General features: G+C 55.4%; 3 protein-coding genes. 1 reads left to right on the forward strand and 2 read right to left on the reverse strand.

Annotation, left to right across the window (positions count from 1 at the left end):
* Positions 1-4: 4 nt before the first annotated feature.
* A complete protein-coding gene (locus tag G403_RS0104585) occupies positions 5-610 on the reverse strand; it encodes a class I SAM-dependent methyltransferase (RefSeq protein WP_027852950.1) in 606 nt (201 codons plus the stop codon).
* Positions 611-777: 167 nt separating this feature from the next.
* Here G403_RS0104585 and G403_RS0104590 point away from each other — a divergent pair, with 167 nt between their 5' ends.
* Positions 778-1,836: a DUF4214 domain-containing protein gene (locus G403_RS0104590; protein ID WP_027852951.1), complete on the forward strand. Its 1,059-nt coding sequence runs from the start codon at positions 778-780 to the stop codon at positions 1,834-1,836.
* A 373-nt stretch (positions 1,837-2,209) separates the two neighbouring features.
* Here the strand turns inward: G403_RS0104590 and G403_RS0104595 are convergent, their stop codons facing one another.
* Positions 2,210-22,861, reverse strand: a complete 20,652-nt coding sequence (locus G403_RS0104595) for a calcium-binding protein (RefSeq protein WP_027852952.1) — start codon at positions 22,859-22,861, stop codon at positions 2,210-2,212.
* Between the last annotated feature and the right edge of the window lie 194 nt (positions 22,862-23,055).

Below are 23,055 nucleotides of genomic sequence, written 5' to 3' on the forward strand. Positions count from 1 at the left end.
GGGTTTAGCGGGCGCCGGGGAAATGCAGGCTTGCCAACGCCCGCATCTCCTCTTCAGAGCGCTCGCCTTTACTTGCCACCGCCCACAGATCGAAAAATTGAGGCCGGGCAACAGAGGCCACGGACCTGAACCCCACCGCCTGCAGTGTGGAGGTGAGTACCTTGCGTGTAAAACCGCAGCGATGGGCCATATAGAGATTGCCCTGCGCCAGCGCCGGACGGTGACCATAGAGAATATCGATGGGCGCGATCCCCCCGGCGGGCGATTGGTAAGCGGGTTCGGTCAACTTATCTTCGGCCACCAGGGCCGCTACGGATTGCAAATCGGGGCAGGTGATAACGGCAAAGCCATCATCCACCAACACCCTCAAGAACTCCTGCAGCGCCTGAGGCACTTCGTGGGGATAGAGGTGTTCAATGTTGTGGCTCGAAAACAGCGCGTCGAACGAACCGTCACTAACCGCGCTCATATCGGTCATTGTACCGATGATATCGGGGCTAACCTGCTCATTTATATCCAGCCGAACTTCTCCCCACTGCTCCGTATTGAAACCCGACGTTGTCATGTCCTTATGTTTGGGGCCACAGCCTACATGAAGAAACTGCTTCATATCCTCTCCCGGCGTCGAAGTTAGCGATCTATCGGTCTAAAAACATCTGTTTCAGCGGCTGCCAGCATAACACAGACCCGAAATAATTCCGTGAGCAAAGGTGACAGCGTTTGATAAGATCACCGGATATGGAGCGGACCTATCCGGCTCTATACCCGGAGATCAGGATGCAAATCAGTGCGAATTTTCATGACGACACCCGTAACCTTGATACTCAGGAGGGCTATCTGTTATTCGGAGATCCTGACGAGCGCCCTGGCTACTTTTCGGAAAAATCCTGGGAGATCGAAGACAACCGGGTTGTGGTCACAAACAAGGGCAACCGGCTTTTCTACTATGTCTTTTTCGGTAGCTTTACGAGTGCCGACAGTACTGACTGGGAAAGCCTGACCGGCACCGTGAGCACCTTTCTTGAATTGGATTACCTGAATAATATTCAGGGCTACGACAGCATCCGGTTTGACGATGTAAACACCGATATTCAAACCATTCTAGCCGCTGACTGGCTAAACCTTCTGGCGACTGACGACCTGATAGAAGGCAGCCAACAGGACGATCTGATACAGGGCTATGCAGGTAATGACAGCCTCACAGGGGGCCAAGGGCAGGACTATCTTTCCGGGGGCGACGGCCTGGATATTGCCTTCTTTCAGGGGAACCTGTCGGACTATTCGATACAACAGGGCAGCAGCTCGCGGTTTAACGCCTTCTCGGACAATTACATCGGCCTAATCGACGAGGGCGTTACTGTATCCGACTCTCAACCCAACCGGGATGGAATCGATTTTCTAGAGAGCGTTGAGCGTCTCTACTTTAACGATTTGGCCATCGCCTTTGATTACGATGGTATTCCGGGGCAAGCGTTTCGGCTCTACCAGGCCGCATTCAGCCGGGAGCCGGATCTTGAAGGGATGGGATTCTGGATTGCACACCTGGAAAACGGCATGACGATTCAGGATGCCGCTTCGCTGTTTATCGCCTCGCCCGAGTTTTTCTCCCTGTACGGCAACCCCAGCAACGGCGAATTTATTACCTCACTCTACAACAACGTCCTGGGCCGAGATCCAGAGCCGGCCGGCTACGCCTGGTGGCTTGACCAAATCAACAACAATCCGGTCTTTACCTGGAATATCGTTATGGTTGGGTTTTCTGAATCACCGGAGAATCAGGCGAACGTACTTGAACTGATTGAGGCGGGAATAACGTTTGTGGAGTGGGCTTTATAGAGGTACGGCGTCAAATAACGCTTTTCAAGGAAATGCCCCACCGGGATAGCTTAAGTATCATGTCACTTTTTTAAAGTGGCCGTAAAATGTTTTTTCCACATACCGCGGTTCAGCAGCCACATTCTACACGCCAACGATACCGGTTCATTGCAACCTGTCTGGCAACTACAATGTAGGCACTCCTTCACTTAACTTAGCGGCTCCGCCCTGCTTAAACTAGAGGTTGCGGCGTGCCAGCATCATTAATTCGCTCCACACTACTTAAACGAAAAAACCCACAACAAAGTTGCGGGCTTTTTTATTAGCAGGCCGTTCCTAGTTCAATTTTAAAGACATCCCCCCTTGCTATAACCACAAGGAGGGAGGAGCGTCTTTAAGCAATCGAACCAGTTACGTCAGCAGTAACACCGATAAGTATTACTGCCGCATCCCATGTGCCGTTAGTAACGTCGTCGAACAGAATCACTGAGTCATCTGCTAACGTGTCACCGTCCGCATCAATGTTATACACCTGTGTTACATCGGTACCTGTGATTGAGGCATCGCGAGTACCTGTACCCAAGTATGCGAGTACCTCCGCCAATGTATCAATGTTCACATCAACGGAACCATCGACATAAGTCTTGGTACCGCCACCATTGATATTAGCATCGATTGAATCACCATCACCCAGGGAGAAGTCGGTAATCGTATCCTCTCCGGACGTATAGGTGTTCCCAATGAACACGAACGTATCACCTCCGGTTCCACCGGTCAGCTCGTTCGATCCAGCACCACCAGTAATGACATCAGCCGAAGCACCACCCGACAGGGTGTCGTTACCCGAACCACCGGTCAGAGTATCTGCCCCAGCGGTACCGGTAGCGGTGATGGCACCAGCGGTGTAGCTAGAGCCGTTGACTACCAGGTTACCGGTGCTTTCGTTGCTAACGGTAATTCCGGATGCAAAAGCAGTGTTCGCATTTGCTCCGAGCGTCACGGTTGCAGTGCCGCCTGCGGACATTTCGAGCACATCCATACTCGTCTTGTTCGCAAAGTCGCCATCTACAAGCGTCACATTACCGCCACCAATACCGGACCATGCATCGATGGTATCGGTACCCACACCACCAACCATGGTTTGGTTAGCCAGGGAGACACCAGCACCTACATCAACACTGTAGGTGTTATTGTCCGCCCCACCATCGAGGTAGTCGGTACCACCGCCAGCTCCGACAACAAGCGTGTCATCACCAGCACCGCCCAGAATGGAGTCTGTACCGGCACCGCCATCCAGGTAGTCGTTACCATCGGCACCCGCAAGGGTGTCGTTGTTAACACCGCCGATGATGGTATCTGCCAGGGTACCACCGGTAACGCTTACACTACCGTTGGTCTGCGCTATACCGTTACCTGCGTCGAAGGCGTCAAAGACGATACCACCCGCGTTCACGATTGACGTCGTGATGTTGAGGTCGTTGTTATCTCCGCCATCGTTGATGATAGTGAGCTGGCCACCACCATCCGCACCGTAGCTGACTGCATCCGCAGCGTCCTGTGGGCTCTGTGCCAAGTCGGCGTCAACCGCGTTGTTCGGCGTGTTGTCGAACAGAGTTTCGAACGCCAGTGCAACGTCGTAGCCGGAGGTAGCACCCGCCTGAACGGTATGGGAGTACGCATTACCATCAATGCTGATCGTGATGACATCACCGACTTCATATTCGGCTCCATCAACAGTTACAGGGTCGAAGGTAACAACACCGTTCGCTCCAGTACCCGCGTTGGTAACTGCAGGTGCGTTGTGAGTAGTGAAGGTGGCCGTTCCAAAGGAAACAACCAGCAGATCTCCGGCTCCCAGTTCACCGCTGAGCGCGTCACCAGACTCCTGGCCCCAATCGGTAATGGTATCGGTCTCGGCACCATTCGCAGCGTTGGAGAATACGAATGTATCGACTCCATTACCGCCACTCAGGGTGTCGTCACCACCTGCACCAGAAATAGTGTCGTCGCCTTCACCACCACTGATGGAGTTGTTACCGCCATCACCGCTCAGGGTATCGTCGTACTGGCTACCGATGATGTGTTCGAAGTTTTCGAATGCATCGCCGGCATTAGCCAAGTCGATTGTTACAGGAGCACCACTCACGTTCGCAGCAGTCAGAACGTCAGCCGTTCCCGCACCACCATCGACGGAGGCATCTGCCGCGTCATAGTGGACCAGATCATCTCCATCACCCGCGATGATGCTATCCGCACCACTGCCACCGTCCAGAGTATCTGCTACGGAACCACCGTTCAGTGTATCTGCGCCTGAGCCACCGGTGAGGGTGTTGTTGCCCAAGGCAACACCGGACACTTCTACACCTGCTGTTACGCCAGTCAGATCAACAACTGCCGTAGAGCCTGCGTTGCTGTTGTCGGACAGGTCGATAGCGCGGAACTCATTCAAGTTACCGTCAGCATTGATGGTTACCGCGTGAGTCAGCGCAGCGGCCGAAGTCGCTGCAACCAGCTGTTCAACTTCGTTTGCCCGCGCCAGCGAGTCAGCGGCAACTACAGTGATATCACCACCGATTACAACGCGGTCTCCCGCTCCTGCACCGGTATCGTTGATATTATCAACCACGGCGTTTGCAGCCAGGAAGTCGGCATTTGTGGCATAGACGTAGGTGTCTGCATCGACACCACCATCCAGCTCGTCCGCGCCTGCTCCGCCATCGATGGTATCGCTACCCGCGCCGCCGGAGATGCTGTCAACCAACGCAGAGCCAGTGAGGATATCCGCACCGCCTGCTCCGTTGATAGTAACGGCCTCACCGAGGCTAGAAGCATCGACCGTATCGGCACCTGTTCCGCCCGTTACTGTCAGTGTATCGGTTGCGGCTGCGGCGTTAGCTGCCAGCGTCAAGCTGTTAGCGGTGCCATCGCCCAGTTCGATCACTTCCATTTCCGTAACATTGGCAAAGTCAGCATCCGCAATGGTCTGATCGTCACCGAAGCTCAGAGTGTCGGTTTCCGTGCCACCTTCTACAGTCGCGTCACCAGCCATTTCAGCGGCAGTTGCGAAGTTAAAGGTGTCATCACCGGCTCCACCGTAGAGTGAATCAGCACCGGCGTTACCGGTCAGCTGGTCATTTCCATCACCGCCGGAGAGTGAGTCAACTACAGTACCGCCAACCAGAGTATCGCCCTGAGTTGTACCTGTAGCCGTGATGCCAACAGTAGAAGCCGCACCCTGGAGGTTCAGGGTAGTCGCAACGTTGTCATCACCACTTACCGTGATGTTGATACCGGTGGCAAACGCTTCATCTGTTTCCGCACCCAAGGTCACGCTATGAGCCGCGGTACCCGCAAAGTCGAGATTTTCGACGTTCAGGTAGTTGGTGAAATCAGCATCAACCAGTGTGGTACCCAACACTTGTACAGTGTCAGAACCAGCACCGCCATCTACAGTTCCAACGCCTGACAGCTCTGCCGCATCTGCAAAGATGAAGGTATCGTCATCCGCACCACCTTCCAGGGTATCTGCACCGCCAGAGCTGGTGATTGTGTCGTTACCCGCATCCCCTGTGATGCTATCAGCTGCCGCGGAACCGGTCAGAGCGTCGGTGCCGTCACCACCATTGATGGTTACAGCCTCGCCCAGGCCGGAGGCGTCAACTGTATCGGCACCGGTACCACCGGTTACAGTCAATGTCTCGGTCGCCGCTGCTGCATTCGCTGCCAGCGTCAGGCTGTTGGTGCCGTTACCCAGGGTAATGGCTTCCAGACCGGACTTGTTGGCGAACTCGGCATCGGTAACCGTCTGGTTATCGGCCAGTACGACTGTATCGACTTCAGAACCACCGCTTACGGTTTCAGCTGCAGTGAACTCGCCGGCCGCGTAGTTGAAGGTGTCAGCACCTGCACCACCGTTGAGCACATCGTCACCCGCATTACCGGTGATCTGATCGTCGCCGGAACCTGCGTTCACAGTATCAACACCGTCACCCGCAAGGATGGTATCGGCGCCGACAGCTGCGGTTGCAGTGTCATTGTCGTCATCAGTGCCGTTGATGATGAAGCCTTCGCTCTGGCCGTCCAGATCGATGCTTGCACCCGCTACGGCGTCGTCCTGAGCCGCATTGACGATTTCCACGTTGATAATGCCTGCATCACCAAGGCTGTTGTCGTTGAAGGTGTTACCCGCTTCAAGAACATCCGCCGTGCTGTCACCAGCCACTGTGTCATTACCGCCATCGATCAGAGCATCGTCAGATGCGCCGAAGATGGTGTCCTGACCCAGGCCAGCTACCAGGCTATCGGCACCTGCGCCACCGGTGAGGATGTCGTTGCCGTCACCCGCATTGATGTCATCAGCGCCGGTACCGCCGGTGATTGTGTCATCACCGTCTGCAGTCACAACAGTATCGCCACCATCGCCCAGAGTGACGTTGAACGACTCACCCGCCTGGTTGGCAAGATCGACGCTGACACCGGTGTTAACGGTGACAGTTACGTTCTCAACACCTTCCAGGTTGGCATCAGCAGCCGGTGCGTAGTCAGCAGCCAGTTGAAGCGTATCGCTCTCAGTGCCGCCATCTACGAAGCCGTTATCGTCACCACCTACGATGGTGTCGTTACCGGCTCCACCCAGTACGCTGTCATCGCCGCCGCCGGCTGTCAGGCTATCGTTGCCCAGACCACCGTCGATGGTGTCGTTTTCAGCGCTGGTAGTGGTGATGATGTCGTTGTTATCGGAACCGACAACGTTCTGACCCACTGCGGCAGCGCTGCTGTCGGTGGCTCCGACCAGCTCGATCTCTACTGCCGTTGCGATGCCGCCCAGTGTTACAGCGGACAGGTTGACGTTCACGGTCTGCAGAGCAGCCCCGAAGTCAGCCGGATCAACTGTCTCGTCGAAGGTACCAACTATGTCGATAGTACCGTCACCGGTGATGACCACACCTGCGTTACCCAGCAGTTCTGCCTGCTGAACAGTCAGAGTGAGGGTTGCGCCTGCCGCGACGTCAACGGTGGTGTCGACGATCGCTACGGTGGTGACATTAGACCAGTCAACGGCGCCTTCCAGAGTCAGGTCAACGTTGTTGAAGGTCAGGGAATCACCCACGAAGCTGGAACCATATACAGCATCGGCCGGGTAGGCATCAGCCGCCGCGGTACCCACGATGGTGAGATCCAGCGTACCTTCGACGGCGTCATTGCCATCCAAGTCAGCGTTGTTGAAGACCCAATCACTGGTTGCCGGGGCAGTAGCAGCGATCTGGTCAGCACGCAGCTCAGCGATAACCGTGCCGATGTGATCCTCGGTATTCAGCTCGAAGCTGGTACCGTCCACCTGTGCAATTACACCCAGATTAACGACGCCGTCGCCATCGACATTAATCAGGCTCAGATCATCACTGGCAACACCCGGCTTGGTCAGATCACCGGTAGTACCCAGTGTCAGCGTACCACCTGCGGAAGACCATGTTGGCTGAGGAGCCGTACCATCAGAAATACCCTGAGTGATATTCAGTGTTTCGGTATCACCCATGGCCGCACCCGGGCTGGTACCCGGCGCGTTAACGGTGCCTGCACCGGTCTGTACGTAGTTGAGTGCAGTGATGTGATCATCGCTGGTATCGACAGAGCCGATATTTACGGTGACACCCGCCGCTACGTCGATGGTGAGGTTGGCTTCTGCAGTCAGGTCCACATCGCCAGCGCCATCGATGACGATGTCATCGGAGCCGGATACGTAGCTGAACTCCAGTGTGCCTGTGATGTTCAGATCGTAGTCCGCATCGATAACCACGTTCAGCAGGTTGTTCTCTGCAGCTTCGAAAGAACCATCGGTATCCAGCGTGATATCACCTGCATCGATTGCCGTGCCCAGGACCGTTGCCGGATCGTTCTGAGTGAAGGTGAAGTCAGATACGGTGACATCGGTTACATCACCGGCAGTGCGGTTAACGAAGGTTACCGTACCGTCAGCGTTGTCGATGGCGTACCAGTTCTGGAAGTTGGTTCCCGCCAGAGCCGCAGCTACGGCGTTGGCGTTGTCACCATCGTCGAGACCTACAACCACACCGTCGAACAGGATCTGTTCCTGAGAACCAACGATAGAGACGCCTGCCAGATCCAGGGTGAAGGTTTCAACCTGAGATTCAGCACCGCCCAGACCGTTGTTGGCGATGATGCTGCCATCCAGCACGTTCGGTGATACCAGTGCAGCACCGGAGGTGTTGCTGGAGTTGATAGTCAGCGTCTGGAAGAACTCAGCCTGCAGGCCCTGCGGATCTTCGTTCTGCGGAAGCAGCAGGTTGCCATCGATCACGGAGTTACCGTTCAGGCTGATGATAACGTTGCGTACTTCGGACTGCTGACGGATATCCTCGAACGCCACGCTAGCGTCAACGTAGGTGTTCGGTTCAACAATCACCGGACGGTTGACACCATCGACTGCCAGCCAGTTAACCAGAGACGCTGCCAGTGCATTGTCGGCATCGTAGATGGTTACCGGGATATCGCTGTCCAGATCAGACAGGAATGTCTCGATGTTAGCCGGAGTCACACCGCCGAACTGGTTGTTCAGGTAGGTGTTGATGACGTGGATGTTATCAACCAGGTAGTTGGTCGCAACCAGGTTATCGTCCGCATCGGTCGCATCCGGCGTATCGAAGCCAAGGATCAGGTGGGTACGGGCAAAGCCTGCACCATCCTCGGAAACGCTACGGCCATCCGCCTGAGTTTCACTGGACAGGGTGATCGCCTGATCATCAGCGGTCATCAGGATGCTGAACTTGTCGCCGGCCTGGTTATCCAGAACAGCGGTCGGATCCAGCACGATGCGGTTCGCCTCGTCGACCCACTCCAGTTCGCCATTGGTGGTTTGAGTTGCACCTTTGGCCGGATCCAGAGAGATGGTACCTGCGTTCGCGGTGACATTGCTCAGATCGATATCGGCGTTGTCCTGATCGAAGCCGGTCAGGTTCAGGGTACCGGCACCGGAGACGGTGACAGAGGTCTGAATCTGCTGGTACTGATCAGCGGTCATGTTGAGTGTGACGCCCGCCGGGATCACGATCTCTTCTACGCCGGTCAGGTCTGTTGCCGGGTCGATAGTCTGGGTTGCGCCCAGGCCAGCGTCCACGTTCAGAACCAGTGCAACGTCCGGCAGTACCACGGAGGTATCGAGGACAGTTGTCGGGTTGTAGTCGGAGACGATCACCAGCTCTTCAGCACCACCAGCAACACCGGAGAAGTCGCCGGCATCCAGGTCTGCGTCATCAGCACCTGCTTCCAGGAACTGCTCGAAGCTGAGTGTCAGCTCTACGCCTTCTGCCAGGGCAACGTTGAAGTTACCGAAGTCGCTGTCGGTATGCAGCGTTACGCTGGCCGGCACATTGGCGGTCATCGTATCGGCGGCAATGCCGGACAGGTCCATTTCATCGGCGTCAACGTTGTTGACTGTAACAGCGCTGTTGTTAACTCCAGCACCGGTTTCCGCAACGGTCAGCTCATGCGCATCGTTGGCATCGAATACCAGACCGATGTCGTCAGACGCGATGGTGAATGTGGTTGCACCACTGTCCATCTGGCCGGTGAAGGTAACCACGTTGGAGCCACCTGCAACGCTATCGCTGACGATAACTTCGAAGCCTGCGCCCAGGTTTGCACCCAGGGTGACGTCGTTGTTGGCATCCAGCAGTGCGGTTTCATCGTCGACTGCTACTGCGGACAGATCAGCGTTCGGAGTCGCTTCCAATGCCGTTACGGTTACCGTTTCGGTACCGGTTGCTGCAGTTTCCGGCGTGATTGAGCGGCTGTCAGCCTGAGCGGCGGACAGGGTCAGATCTACATCGGTAGCCAGTTCAACAGCGAATTCACCCAGAACGGTACCCGCGTGCAGTGTGACATCAGCCGGAACATGCGCTGTAGCGCGGCCTACATCAATACCGCCCAGCAGGACCTGCTCGGCGCCGAGATCGGTCACTACCACTTCACCTTCAGTGCCGCCGGTGGCGCCGCTGATGTTCTGGCCAGACGCCTGAACTGCGGTGAGCGTGACAGTCTGAACCGGCACGGTCGGATCAATATCCTTGGCCGCCGGATCGCCGTACAGTGTCGGGAAGGTGATAACACCCACTTCGGCAGTATCAACCAGCGTGATGAATTCGGCGGTTACATTGCTCAGATCCGCGGTAATCGGCGTATCCGGCGTTGCACCGTCGTTTTCATCATCGATCAACAGCGTGCCGTTTTCACCCTGGATGTAATGGCCGTCAATGACCGAGCCTGCCGAAGTCAGCGTATCCGAGTCACCGATGGTGATAACACGGTTAGCACCGGCAGTACCCAGGTTGTCTGCGCTATCAAGCGTAACGCTGGTATCAACCTCGATATTGACGAATGCGGAGTTAACACCGGCCAGGCTCATATCTGCACCACCTGCGTACAGGCCGATATCTTCGATATCTGTGGTGCCCGCACCTTCGACAGTACGATCATCACCCTGTGCTGCGGTCAGGATCAGCTTGGTGTTTGCCGCTACATCAAACTCAACCATTACGGTTTCGTTATTGGTACCCGCAGTCGGGTCGCGGTCGATGGTGGCCTGGAGGTTTGCAACAGGTACGTTGGTCGCATCCAGAGTGCCTTCGCCGATAACCATAACCTGAGCGATACCCAGATTAGCAGCGGCATCCAGAGTTACGGTATCGGGCAGCGCGTCTGCATCAGCACCGTCCTGAGTATCAACGTAGGCAGTAACGGTACCGCTATCACCTTCGTTGGTCATGACGTTAGACAGATCAACATCGGTTGTCGCCTCAACACCCATGACAGTCACTTGACCTGCGCCGGTGATGGTCAGCCCATCAGCGTCTTCGGCCAGGATAGTCAGGCTGGAGCCGGCCGGAACATCGATGGTGACATCGGTGTTATCCAGCGTTAGCTGAGCCAGGGTGGTGAAGTCTACATCGCCCTGGATAGTCAATTCGACGTTATCCAGATCCAGAGTACCCGCACCCAGCGTCACATCGTCAGTGATGGTCAGGATAGTGTCGTTGATATCCCAGGTACCACCCGCAAGGAGCTCCGGCGCCATCAGTACATCGTCAACATTCGCGGTACCCATCACTGCGATCGTTTCGTTGTTACCGTTCAGCGTGAAATCCAAGCCATCAACCTGTGCGATGGTGCCCAGATTAACGTTGTACTCGTTGTTCACAACGTGCGCTGTAACAGCGGAAACATCAACAGTGATTGTGCTCAGTTCCGCACCTGCGACACCCGCGTAAGGTACGTTATTGACGGTATCCATTTCGGTACCGAAGTTAACAAATGAGCTCGGGGATTCGGTCCCTGCGAGTTCAATTGTCAGTGTTTCGGTGTTAGACACAGCCGCAGCCGGGCTACCGCCAGTTACCGTCAACGTTCCCGAGAAGCCAGTTACATCGATGTTCAGAGTGGTGATCTCTACATCTGAAGTGTCAGTTGACTTAACGGTTACGTCGTTCTCACCGTTCACTTCAAGTGTCGCGGTATCATCGGCCGGATCAACCGAGCTGAAAGTAATGGTCTGGATATCCAGATCAGCACCGTCGCCCATCACGCCCGTACCAACAGCGGTGACGCCGAAGGTATTCAGGACAACCATGGTCAGCTCCAGCTGCTGGTTACCCAGTGTGGCGCTGATATCACCGACAACGTTGATGTTATCTGGCTGCTGGTGTTCACCCGGTGTGACGTTAGGATCGTTATCGTTGGTGAAGCCTTCCGGCGCCAACAGATCATCGGTGTGTACTACGCGGTAAGAGTCGATGGTCAGGGTGTTGAAGTCGATGTTATCGACATCCATCACGTTACCTGCCGGGATATCGGCCGGATCGATCATGTTACCGATTTCGATATCACCCAGATCGACTTCACCGCCCAGTTTCAGGGTCAGTGACTGGACATGCGACTGAAGTGCAATGTCGTCGAAGGTCAGGGTGTTGGCGGACAGATCCTTGAAGGAAACCACTTCAAGAATACGGTTAACGCCGGTGGAGCTGAGCAGTACATCGAGCTCTTCCAGGCTGGTGAATTCAACACGCAGCGTGGTGAACGGCAGTGTGGTGAACAGCCCTTCCATATCGCCCGCATTCGCGGCGATAAAGGCTTCGTTCAGCCATACACGGCCCACCTGATAGGTGCCGGTGTCGAAATAACCACTGGTATCGATCGGATCCGCCAGGACATCATCAAACAGCCATACCACGTTGGTGCTGTTCTCGACGCCGGTATTGTCGGTGACGATGACGTCACGCTCAGCCTGATCCACCGTGTTGAAGCGGATGGTCTGGCCGGCCAGCGCGGTCGCTTCAGTAGAACCGTCGTTGAGGCCTTCCAGTGTGACTGAGAACTCGCCCAGATCGGTCAGCTCTTCAACGGTTACATCGTTATCGGCCAGGGTGATGGTGCCTGCAACATTAGCGCTGAATGCGCTGAAGTCGTAGACGGTGCCATCGGCAAGGCCTTCGATGTTGACGGTACCTGCGCCATCAACGGAGAAGCCGGCAGCGGTGATAGCAGAGGCCTGGTCCGCGGTCAGGGTCAGGGTTGCGCCAGCCGCGACAACAATGTTGCCGGTGCCGGTCAGGTTCAGGGAATCCAGGTCGGTCAGGTCGGTGTTGCCAGAGATCAGCAGATCGGTCGCCGCACCCATATTGATGGTCAGGTTACCGCCGTTGGCGAAGGCCGGATCACCGTTGAGTTCGAACTGACCACCGGTGGAGGCGGAGAAGTCGAAGCTCCAGTTGGCATCATCATTCAGTACAACATCATCCAGAGTCACGGTGTTGGCACCGCTGCCGGAGGTGAAGCTGAAGCTGTCCTGATCGATGTTATCCAGACCGATAATGGTCAGATCACCCGAGAGAGCGGACGCATTAATCGTGCTGAGATCGCCACCGCCGTTGATGCCGTTGGCATCTGCATCGACCGTACCGAAGACGATGTTACCGTTACCTGCCAGAGTCAGGGTTTCAGTATCAGCGACGTTACCGCTCGGGCTTGCACCCGTGAAGGTGAGCGCACCGCCATCGTTGGTGATGGACATGGCGACAACATCGGTATCGGTGGTGTCGATGGCCTGGAAGGTCACATCAGCCGCACCGTCCACATCCATTTCAGCCGTCGCGGCATCAGAGGAGCTGTTAACGGAGCTGAAGAAGATGGTGCCACCCATGAGGGCTGTATCAGCGGTGATGTTGAGGTCCAGCAGGTTGTTCTCTGCTGCACCACCAATACCGCTGTTGGCAGTCAGATCGCCGATGGTGTTGGTGTCGCTACCGCTGGAGGTGATGGTGAAGGTTTCGAAGAACTCATCTTCAAAGTCACCCAGAGCAACCAGGGTAGACAGATCGATAGAGCCGACCAGGGTAGTATCACCCAGCAGGTTCAGCTCGACGGTCTTAACCAGGCGGTTGTCGTTGAGGTCTGCAAAGACCAGTGACTGGCCATTAGCATTGTCATCGACAGTGACACCTTCAACCACGTTAACGACGCGGTAGGTGAAGGCGGCAGTCGGCGCACCCGGCATATCCAGCGGATCAACGATCTGAACGGTGATACCCGGATTACCGTCATGCGGACCACTGATCAGGTTAGCCAGTACCTCTTCCACATTCTGGCCCTGCAGCAGGGCATTGAGTGCTTCAAGAGTGAAAGCGCCTGTGTAGTTGCTGGCATCGATACCGAAACCGGTCGCACCGCCGGTGAAGTTAACGACATTTGCGGCGACATCGGCGTATACCAGGGCCAGAGAAACCATGGCACCGGAGGTACCATCGATTGCGCGGCCTTCAGCCTGTGCCAGAGTGACCAGGGTCACATGATCGCCATCTTCCAGATCCAGAGCGAAGCTGCCGAGATCTGCAAAGGAGGTAATCGCACCGCTCAGGTCGGTAACACCCAGAATCAGGTTGTCAGCCGGCGGCGTAGCGCTGTCCTCGTAACCCTGCGGAATACCCACATTGTCGGCCAGGGTGAGGTTGTAGTTGTCGAAGCCGCTGATACCGGACAGGTCGATATCCGCTTCGGCATTGGTCAGCTCACTGATGTTGATGGTTGAGCCTGCACCACCGGTGATGGTCGGTTCGCCCATTGCAACATACTGCGCAGCGGTCAGGTTGAAGGTGCCGCCTGCCGGTACGGTGATGCTGTTGACCATGCCCAGGTCGGTAGCCGGATCCAGAGTGACTACACCGTCGGCCAGAGTCACATCCACCAGAGTGATGCCATTTGCCAGATCGGCCACATCGAACGGCTGGTTCGCATCGGAGAAACCAACCAGGTTGATTTCAGCGCTGTCACCATCGGCGATGGTCAGGTTAGCGGTGCCCAGAACGTCGAGCTGGTCGGCGGTCAGGGTCAGTTCGGTATTGTCATCCAGGTTGATGCTATTAACACCGGCCAGATCAGCACCGGAGAGATCGACTTCTGCCGCGCCTTCGATGTTCAGTGCGATGTTATCGCCCAGGAACTCAAGCCCTTCCGGCGTACCGGATACAGTCGCTGCAGTGATATCCAGCGTCAGAGTGCCGGTTCCGCTATTGGTCACGGACAGGGACTCAACGTGGGTGTCAGACACATCCAGCATGCCGATGGTTACATCAGCATCCAGATCAACGGACAGCTTCGCTTCGGTTGCTGCCAGCGGATCGCCGCTACCATCTTCCTTGGAGTTGGTGATGTAGCTGAACTCGATTCCATCGATGCGCAGATCCTGATCACCGGCGGTGTCGTCACCTTTGATGACCACATCCAGCAGGTTGTTCTCGGACGCCACGCCTTCGGTACCGGCAGTGACCGTACCGTCGATCATGTTGAAACCGGCTGTACCGGTGGAGATCAGGGTCAGCGTGCCGAAGTTACGCGCGATACCGCCGGTCGGAACGATGGTCTGCAGATCCAGATCGCCGACGATGCGTGCATCACCTTCAAAGGTAACGTCGAGGGCTGTGATCTCTTTACCATCCTGCACATCGTTGAATACCAGAGAAGACGGAGTACGTGCACCCTCTTCCAGGACCACAAAACGATGCAGCTGGCTGATGAAGCCCAGGTCTTCCGGTACGGTGATAACCAGAGTGGTGTCTTCCGGCAGGTTGCCCAGAATCTCTTCCACTTCGTTCTGGTCTGCTGTACCGCCAGTACCGTCGGTGAAGAAGCTCTGAATCGCTTTCAGCTCGGAAACGGTGAAGCCGGATACGTCGATACCCGTGACGGTGTTGCCATCCATATTTTCATAGGTGGTCGTCACGACTTCGAAGCCAAGCTCGACAACGCCGGTACCGTTAACATTCAAGCCGTTGGCCTGAACATCGGTAGCCAGATTCAGCGTGAAATCGCCGATTTCGATCTGCAGGTTATCCAGATCGGTGGTCAGGATAGTCGACTCATACTCGTCCGGAGCAACTGCAGCTGTTTCCGGATTGAATGTCACATCGCTCGCCAGGGTGACATTGACCTGGCCGGTGATACCGCTCAGGTCGAAGCCTGCATCGATATGGGCCTGGGTCAGTCCGGTGATGTTGACGGTGTATTCGGTTGCATCGCCGTCGCCATCGGTATCAACGCTGGTGATTGAACCGTCCAGCTGGTTGAACTGCTCAGCGGTCAGGGTCAGTTCGCCGCCTTCCGGCACGATGATCTCTGCGCCAGACAGGTTAACGGCCGGATCCAGGGAGACCGCACCTTCAGCCAGGGTCACGGTGCCCAGTGCCACTTCTTCAGCCAGCAGAGCGGCGTCAAAGAGGCTGGCAGAACCGAACTCAACCAGGTTCAGGGTGGCCATGGTGTTTTCACCGGCGGACAGGAAGCCTGCTTCGCCCAGTGCCATTGCCTGATCGGCAGTCACGGTCAGTGCAGAGTCATCAGCAAACTGAATAGCTTCAACACCGGTCAGAGTGACTTCTGACAGATCAACGCTGGCATCTTCGAAATCGGAGATATCCGCGCCATCTGACAGATCACCGGTCAGCTCACCGATACCCAGGGTGAATAGATCGGTTACACCGGAGGCATCGAGCGTTTCCAGCTCGCCTTCGCTGGTGATCCAGAGGGCGACATCTTCGCTACCGGTTACGGTCAGAGAGGTGGCCTGATCACCGGAGAAGTTACCGATGGTTGCATCGCCGTCGGCGACGTTGATGGTGACATCCAGCGTGTTGTTGATGGTCACGCCATCGACGGTCATCACACGCTCACCGCCATCGGACGCAACACCGAGCTCAACGCCGCGGTTGTTGATTTCAACGGTGGTGGACGGGTTGTTCTCGGTGTAGAAGTCGGCAACCAATTCACCGATGCTGGTGACATCAGTGATAGCCAGTTCTTTTTCGAGCTCATCCCAGTTTTCAACGCCGTCTGCTTCCATCAGGAAGGTGACGCCACGCTTGATACCATCAAAGTTGATGGTGTAGCCGGCATTTTCCTGCAGACCCAGTGTTTCCAGGCCAACGGTGTTGTTGCAGACGAAGATGGTACCGCTGGTGTCGCCATCAGCGTGATCGGTGACGATGTAGCTGCTGATACCTTCGGATTTGATACCTGTATCAGCGTCAGTGCCGACGGTATCAACATTCATATCCACGTTTACGCGGACATCTTCACCAATCAGGGTGAAGCCGGTAGCACCGGTGGAGATATTGAGGTGCGAGGCAGTCAGGGTTACATCTTCGACCAGCGTGATGGTGCCGATAGAGATCGAGCCACCCCAGTCAGTCAGCAGTGCATCCAGGTCAGAAACGCTATCTTCGTTGGTGTCAACGTCCAGCAGTGCCTGAGTAACACCGGTGATGTGCAGTTCGCTGGTTGCATCGGCAGCAAAGGCTGCGCCGTCCAACTGCAGCGCCTGCTCGGCACTCATGGTGATGGTGGAATCGACACCTACCGTGAAGCTGTCTACAGCTGACAGGTCGGTGGTCGGAGCAAGCTCCCAGGTACCTTCGGCGGTGGTGACGTTGATGGTGAGATCTTCGTCAGCCAGTGTGGTATCGATGGACTGATCACCCAGATCGGTGATCGCCAGGGTACCTTCACCGAGGATGTTCTCAGCACCCAGGGCAACAACCTGATCGGCTGTCAGCGTAGCCATTGCACCGGTGGCGATGTTGACTTCGGTGACTGCATCCAGAACATCGTCAGACAGGTCGATGCTGCCGGTGATGTTGAGAACGGTTGCGCCTGTACCAGTGAAGCTCAACGCGTCGTCGCTATCCAGCTTGCTCGCATCAAGCCCGATGGTCAGCACGCCGGTACCGATATTGACGACCTCCAGGGCGTCAACATCGTCATCACCGATGTCCAGCGCGCCCAAAGTCACATCGGCAGTGCCGGAGACGTTCAGGTAGGCGGTGTCATCGTCGTTGTAGGTCGCCGCGAAATCGATATCGCCGGTTACGACCAGCGCCTGATCGGCGGTGATGGTCACATCCAGCAGTTGGTTATCGATAGTCGTAGTGCCTTGTGCGTAGCTCGCTTCCGGGTTCCAGGCTTCATCACCGTAGGCGGTGATATCGCCGTCGATGATGTTGGCTTCGTCGCCGGTACGCAGGTTGGCTTCAGTACCTGTTGAGTTGATGGTCAACGTTTTCAGGAAGGTCTGGATCAGGTGTGAGTCTTTCGGGCTCACGGACAGATCGATACCGCCCTGAATTTCAGTACCACCCTGAAGGTTCAGAGTGAAGTCTTCCAGCTCTACGCCGCCTTCCAGACGGTTGAAGTCCAGGCCGCCACGCACGGTGGTGGTGGCTTCTACGTTAACAGTCTGATCAACCAGCTCGACAGCGTCGTTGAAGATCACCTTGTTAACGGTTTCCAGCAGGTTCTGGATGATTGCATCGACGTTAGCCGGATCGGCATCCGGGTCGGTTTCGTTTACAACCAGTGCATCCAGGAAGCGCAGATTGGTTACATCGTAGCCTGCGGCGTCGATGTAAGCCTCCACTTCGCTATCCAGCTCATGGAACAGCAGAGTCAGGGTAGAGTCGGCGGCACCGTCTACTACCAGGCCCTGTGCCTGTGCATGGGTGGCCAGAGCCAGCGCCAGACCTTCCGGAATGATAACGCTTGCAGCACCCAGATCATCGTCTGCGGCCAGGGTTACGTCTGTTGCCAGCGTTACCGTCAGGTCGCCTTCGATATCGATAGAGGAGAGGTCGAAGCCGTTTTCGATATCAGCCTGAGTCAGATCGGTGATGTTAACGGAACCTGCACCGTTGATCGTGCCCGCATTAGAAAGCTGCTGGAACTGGGCTGCGGTCAGGTTCAGGGTAGTACCTTCAGCAACAATCAGCTCGTCAACGTCAGTCAGATCAGTGGCAGGATCAAGGGTTACTACTTCTTCAGCAACGATGCTGATGGAGTCGATAACCAGGCCATCTGCGTACGCTGTTGCGTCAAATGCGCCTTCACCCAGATCGACCAGGTTCAGTCGTTCTGTAGCACTAGAGCCATCGACGGCAGCTTCGGACAGGACAATATTCTGCGGACCGATCACGTCAGCCTGAGCGACCGTCAATGTCAGCGTGGTGTCATCTTCCATCGTCACTGAGGTAACGTTGGTCAGTTCCGTTGCGCTCAGATCAACACTGTCTGCACCGACGTTGTTACCGATGGTCAGTGCGATTTCTCCCACACCGTCAATGCTGGCGATAGCACCGGTAGCAGCGTCGTCAATAGTGAGGCTAGTAGCACCTGCTGCGCCGACGAACGTAAAGCCTTCTGCCGGATGATCGATTGACAGCTCAACCTCACCGGTTACACCTGATGCATCAACACCGGTCAGAGACACCGGCAGGAAACCGTCTACTGACAGGTCGCCTTCAGCGTTGAGTGTCAGTTCGTTCAGCGTTGCTTCAGAGGCATCGTCAGACAGAGAGGCGATTGTTGCCGCCGGGCCTTCTGCATTGATAGTCACGGACGCTGCGTTGGTGACATTGATGCCATCAACTGAAATCGGACGATCATCACCCTCAACAGAGTGAGTCAGGTTGATAACCGCCGGAGCGCCTTCCCACTGGAAGTCTACGTCCAACGTGCCGACGTTTGCCGTGAGGGTCGGACCGTCGGCTTTAAGGGTAGAACCACCTTGGAGCTCAAACACCAGATCGTGGGCAGCGTTCACTACGTGCAATACGTCGTTGTAATTACCACGCAGGGTCAGTACTTCCAGATCCTGGGTGCTATCACACAGGTAGATAGTCGCCGTTTCTGTGTTTGCGAGGCTAGTACCGATCTTGGTAACTACGTAGTTGCTAACGCCCGTAGAGACCAGACCGTTACCTTCGCCCGATGTGCCGACCTCCATGTCATCGCTGTTGTCGATCTCGACATAAACCACAGAGTTATAACCAGCGTTGGCATTACCGTGAACAGCCGCGACGTTTTCGAAGTTACCCAGAGTCAGGCCGTTTGCATCGCCCATCAGCTGGGAGAAATCCAGGGTAAATGCGTTTGCATTTGCACCCTGCTCTACACCGTAAGCGCCGGCACCGGTGAACTCGACGTCCTGGTTACCGATGATTTCGATGTTGTAGTTCCAAGTGGAGTGATCGCTCACTACCGGGTACTGATCACCATCGATAGTCCAAACCATCTCTACCGGTACATCAGCCGGACGGTCGTAACCGCCGTAACCGCCCTGCAGGGTAACGTTGTACCACTCGGACATAGAATCACCGGCGTCATCGCCGGAATCGTCACCGTCAACCGCAAAGTCAGTGGAGAGCGATCCGCCCACATACTGATTGCCGTTGATATTGGTTTTGAGGTAATCGCCGATATTGAACGGGTCGAAGTCATCACCACCGCCGGTGATCACAACCTGGCCTGCACCCAGATCGGTGTTGCCGTCATTCGCCAGCGTAACGCCCTGAGGAGCTACTTTGGTGTGCAGCTCTTCCGCGGTCATGGTCAGAGTAACGCCGTCCTGGATCTCCAGCTGCAGATCGATATTTGCAGGCAGTGCATCCACGCCCAGATCAGCCAGTGCCGTGGACTCGGTCACGATGATCTTCAGCTGCGAATAGGTATGGAAGACGGAGCCTTCAACACTGAAGTTTTCCGGGCCAATCGCCAGGAACTGTGCATCAGTGAGGGTCAGAGCCGGTGCGACGGCTTCGTTGGTCGGCTGAATGTCGTAGTTCAGAACAACATTTTCGATGCCATCCAGAGCTGCAGCACGCAGGTCGGACTGGTTCTCAACGTACAGGGTGATGTTCTCACCGCTGATGGATGAGCCTTCCAGTGCGGTGATACCGAAGTTATCGCTGCCGAGGTCACGCCCCAGAACAACGGTGTTTTCACCGGCACCCATTGCAACATTCAGCAGGGCCGTGTGTGACTGACCCGCTTCGTTCGCATCCTGCATGGCGTCTTCAGCGCCCATGCCAGATACGATTACGACGTCGTCACCCGCACCGGTGGTGATGTCGATCTCGTCGGAGTTGACAGTCACCTGGTTGTTACCGTCACCGGCGTTGATGGTCACGCTGTCACCACGCACGGAGGTGATCATATCGTCACCAGCACCAGTGGTAATATTAACCACGTCGCTATCGTCGGTATTGATGCTGTTATCGCCATCACCGTTAACAGTGATGCTTACATCGTCACCACGCTGAGCGCTGATCTGGTTATCGCCGTCACCGTTAACTTCAACGGTCACGTTATCGGAGTCGTCCAGATTGATGACGTTGTCACCGGCACCCACGGTCAGGTTAACGGTATCGTAAGTCGCGCCGTAAGAAACGGCGATCTGGTTGTTGCCGTCACCCGCCACTACGGTGGCAAAAGAACCGGTCAGTTCGATGGTGTTGGCACCGTCACCCACGGTGATATCAGCCGTGGTGGAGTTAACATCCAGATGGTTGTCACCTGCCATGTCAACGATGGCGACTTTGTCATCCGGAATACCGGCGATGGTATCTGTCTGATCCGCCGTGGTTACTTCAAGGCGGTCTGTACCCTGGCTACCGAGGAAGGTAACGTTTTCCGAGCCTGTCAGAGTCAGGGTTACACCAGCGGTGTTTTCAGACGCATCGATGGTGACGGGGCTTTCGTCGTGGAAAGACTCATTCAGATCGTGCTGAATGTAAAGGTGTGCATCACCGGTTACATTCAGGGTACTCAGGCGTCCACCCAGGTTACCACTGTGCAGCCAGTTGCCGCCGCCGGTGGATTCGATGTTCAGCGTATCGGAGTTGTGTGCCAGATACAGCTGAGCGGTAGTGTCATCCATATCGTTGGCATTCAGGTTGCTGAATACCAGATCGACACCCGCGCCCTGAACTTCGCTGTAGTTCAGGTAGACGTCCTGAGTAAAGCCGCCATCGATAATGGTTTTAGCGCCGTTGCGGATACCCGCAACAGTCAATGAACCCGCACCGATCTCATCGTTATTCAGACCATTGAACAGGCTCTCCGTGATGGTGAGCGTTTCCAGGTCTACCGCACGGGAGATATCAACAATCGAGTTGGAGTACGGCGTTGCAGGGTTGCTGTCGTCACCTTCCTGCAGATCAGGGTAATCATTGTTACCGTCTGCATCGGTGTAAACGTTCGGCAGGTTTTCGATATTGATGGTCTGGATATTCAGCAGTGCTTTAGGCTGCGCGTAGTAGCCTTTGGCATCGATCTCCAGCGTGTTATCACCTTCACCGGCGTCAATGTACGCCTGATGCAGCAGATCCAGACGACCTACCTGAATCAGATCATCCGCTGCAGAAGTGTAGCCATATTCTTCGGTACCACCGTTGTTCTGATTGGTGGTCAGGAAGACCGGCACGATAGAGGAGGTCGTGATGCCTTCAGCGGTGTACTCGTACAGATTAACCAGGACTGGCTCGTACTGGATTTCACCCTCACCGTCAAGAATAGGGTTACCGTCCGCGCCGACAACAACCTGCATTACGGTGTTGCCTTCCTGGTCTTTCAGCTCGACCTGCGGCCAGGTTTTAACCTCAACCTCGAACAGGCGGGAGTTCCCTTCAGCATCAAAAATCATCGACGCCAGGTAATCGAACTGCTGAGCGTTCAGGGTGATTTCGCCGTTAATTACATCAGCACCTTCGATATTCAGCAGAATCTCGTAGTTACCGGTATAATCGCCTTCTTTGTAGCCCGGCGGCATGGTGATAGCAACAGCGCCGTTGTCACCGACGGTAATGGTGGGCTGAACAACGTCGCCCTCTTCCATTACAACCGTATCAACCTCGCCGATACCACCGTCACCCTGGAGCAGGTCAGTAACGCCGGCTTTAGTGATGAGCTCGATCTGACCCAGCACCTGGACCAGCCCTTCAGCGCTGATATCTTCCAGCTGAGGGATCAGAGAGCCGTCACCGAATACCTCTTCGATCGGCACACCTTCTTTGGTGGTAGAGTCACCCCAGTAGGTTTTCAGCTCGATATCAGGATCAATGGTGGTTTTGATCTCGTCCGTGGTCTCTACCTGAACGGCTTCTTTCAGCGTAAAAACGCTATTCGGATTAATCTGATCGGCAACCGCATTATCAACATATTCCGGCGTTACGTCGGTATCTTTGTTGACATCCTTCAGCAGTTTGATGCCGTCAAGCGCAGTAAAGGGAATTTCATACTGGTCAGGGTCGCCACTACCGGTGGGATCTACCTGTTCTACCAATTCCTGAGAGAACGCCATTTTGGCATTGACAGTCGCCAAGTCGTCGTTCTGCGCGCCATTGATAATCGCAAACGCCAGATTGGTCAGGCTGTGCTCGCTGTTGACCCAGAACTCGATCTCTTCGGCAACTGCAGCACGGTCAAAAGCTGACTGGTAGATTTCAGCGATAACTTCTGCGCGTGACTTGGAGCCATAGAGCGCCTGGTTTTCGGCGTTTTCCGGCGCTCCAAACGCTGCGGAAACAACCGTCCAATCCCCATATTTTTCCAGCTGTTCTACCCAGTACTTCAGACCTTCGGGGTCTGCAGGTCTCTGGTAGTAAGCTATGTACATTTGATGTACCAGCTTTTGATTTGCTGTCAGTTCCATTTTTCTTCCTCTATGTGTTTACACTTCAAAAGCAACAGCGTAATTGAGAAAGGTTGGCCGCCAATTTGCAGCGGCCTTCCCGTCCATCTCTGTAACGTTACAGTACCAAGCAAGACAATCACCCGGGAGCCGACTGTCTAGATGGATGGCACCTAACCTTGGAGTGTCCATATTCTAGCGTCATATATCAATAG

Origin of the sequence: Marinobacterium litorale DSM 23545, assembly GCF_000428985.1 — a bacterium.
GTDB lineage: Bacteria > Pseudomonadota > Gammaproteobacteria > Pseudomonadales > Balneatricaceae > Marinobacterium_D > Marinobacterium_D litorale.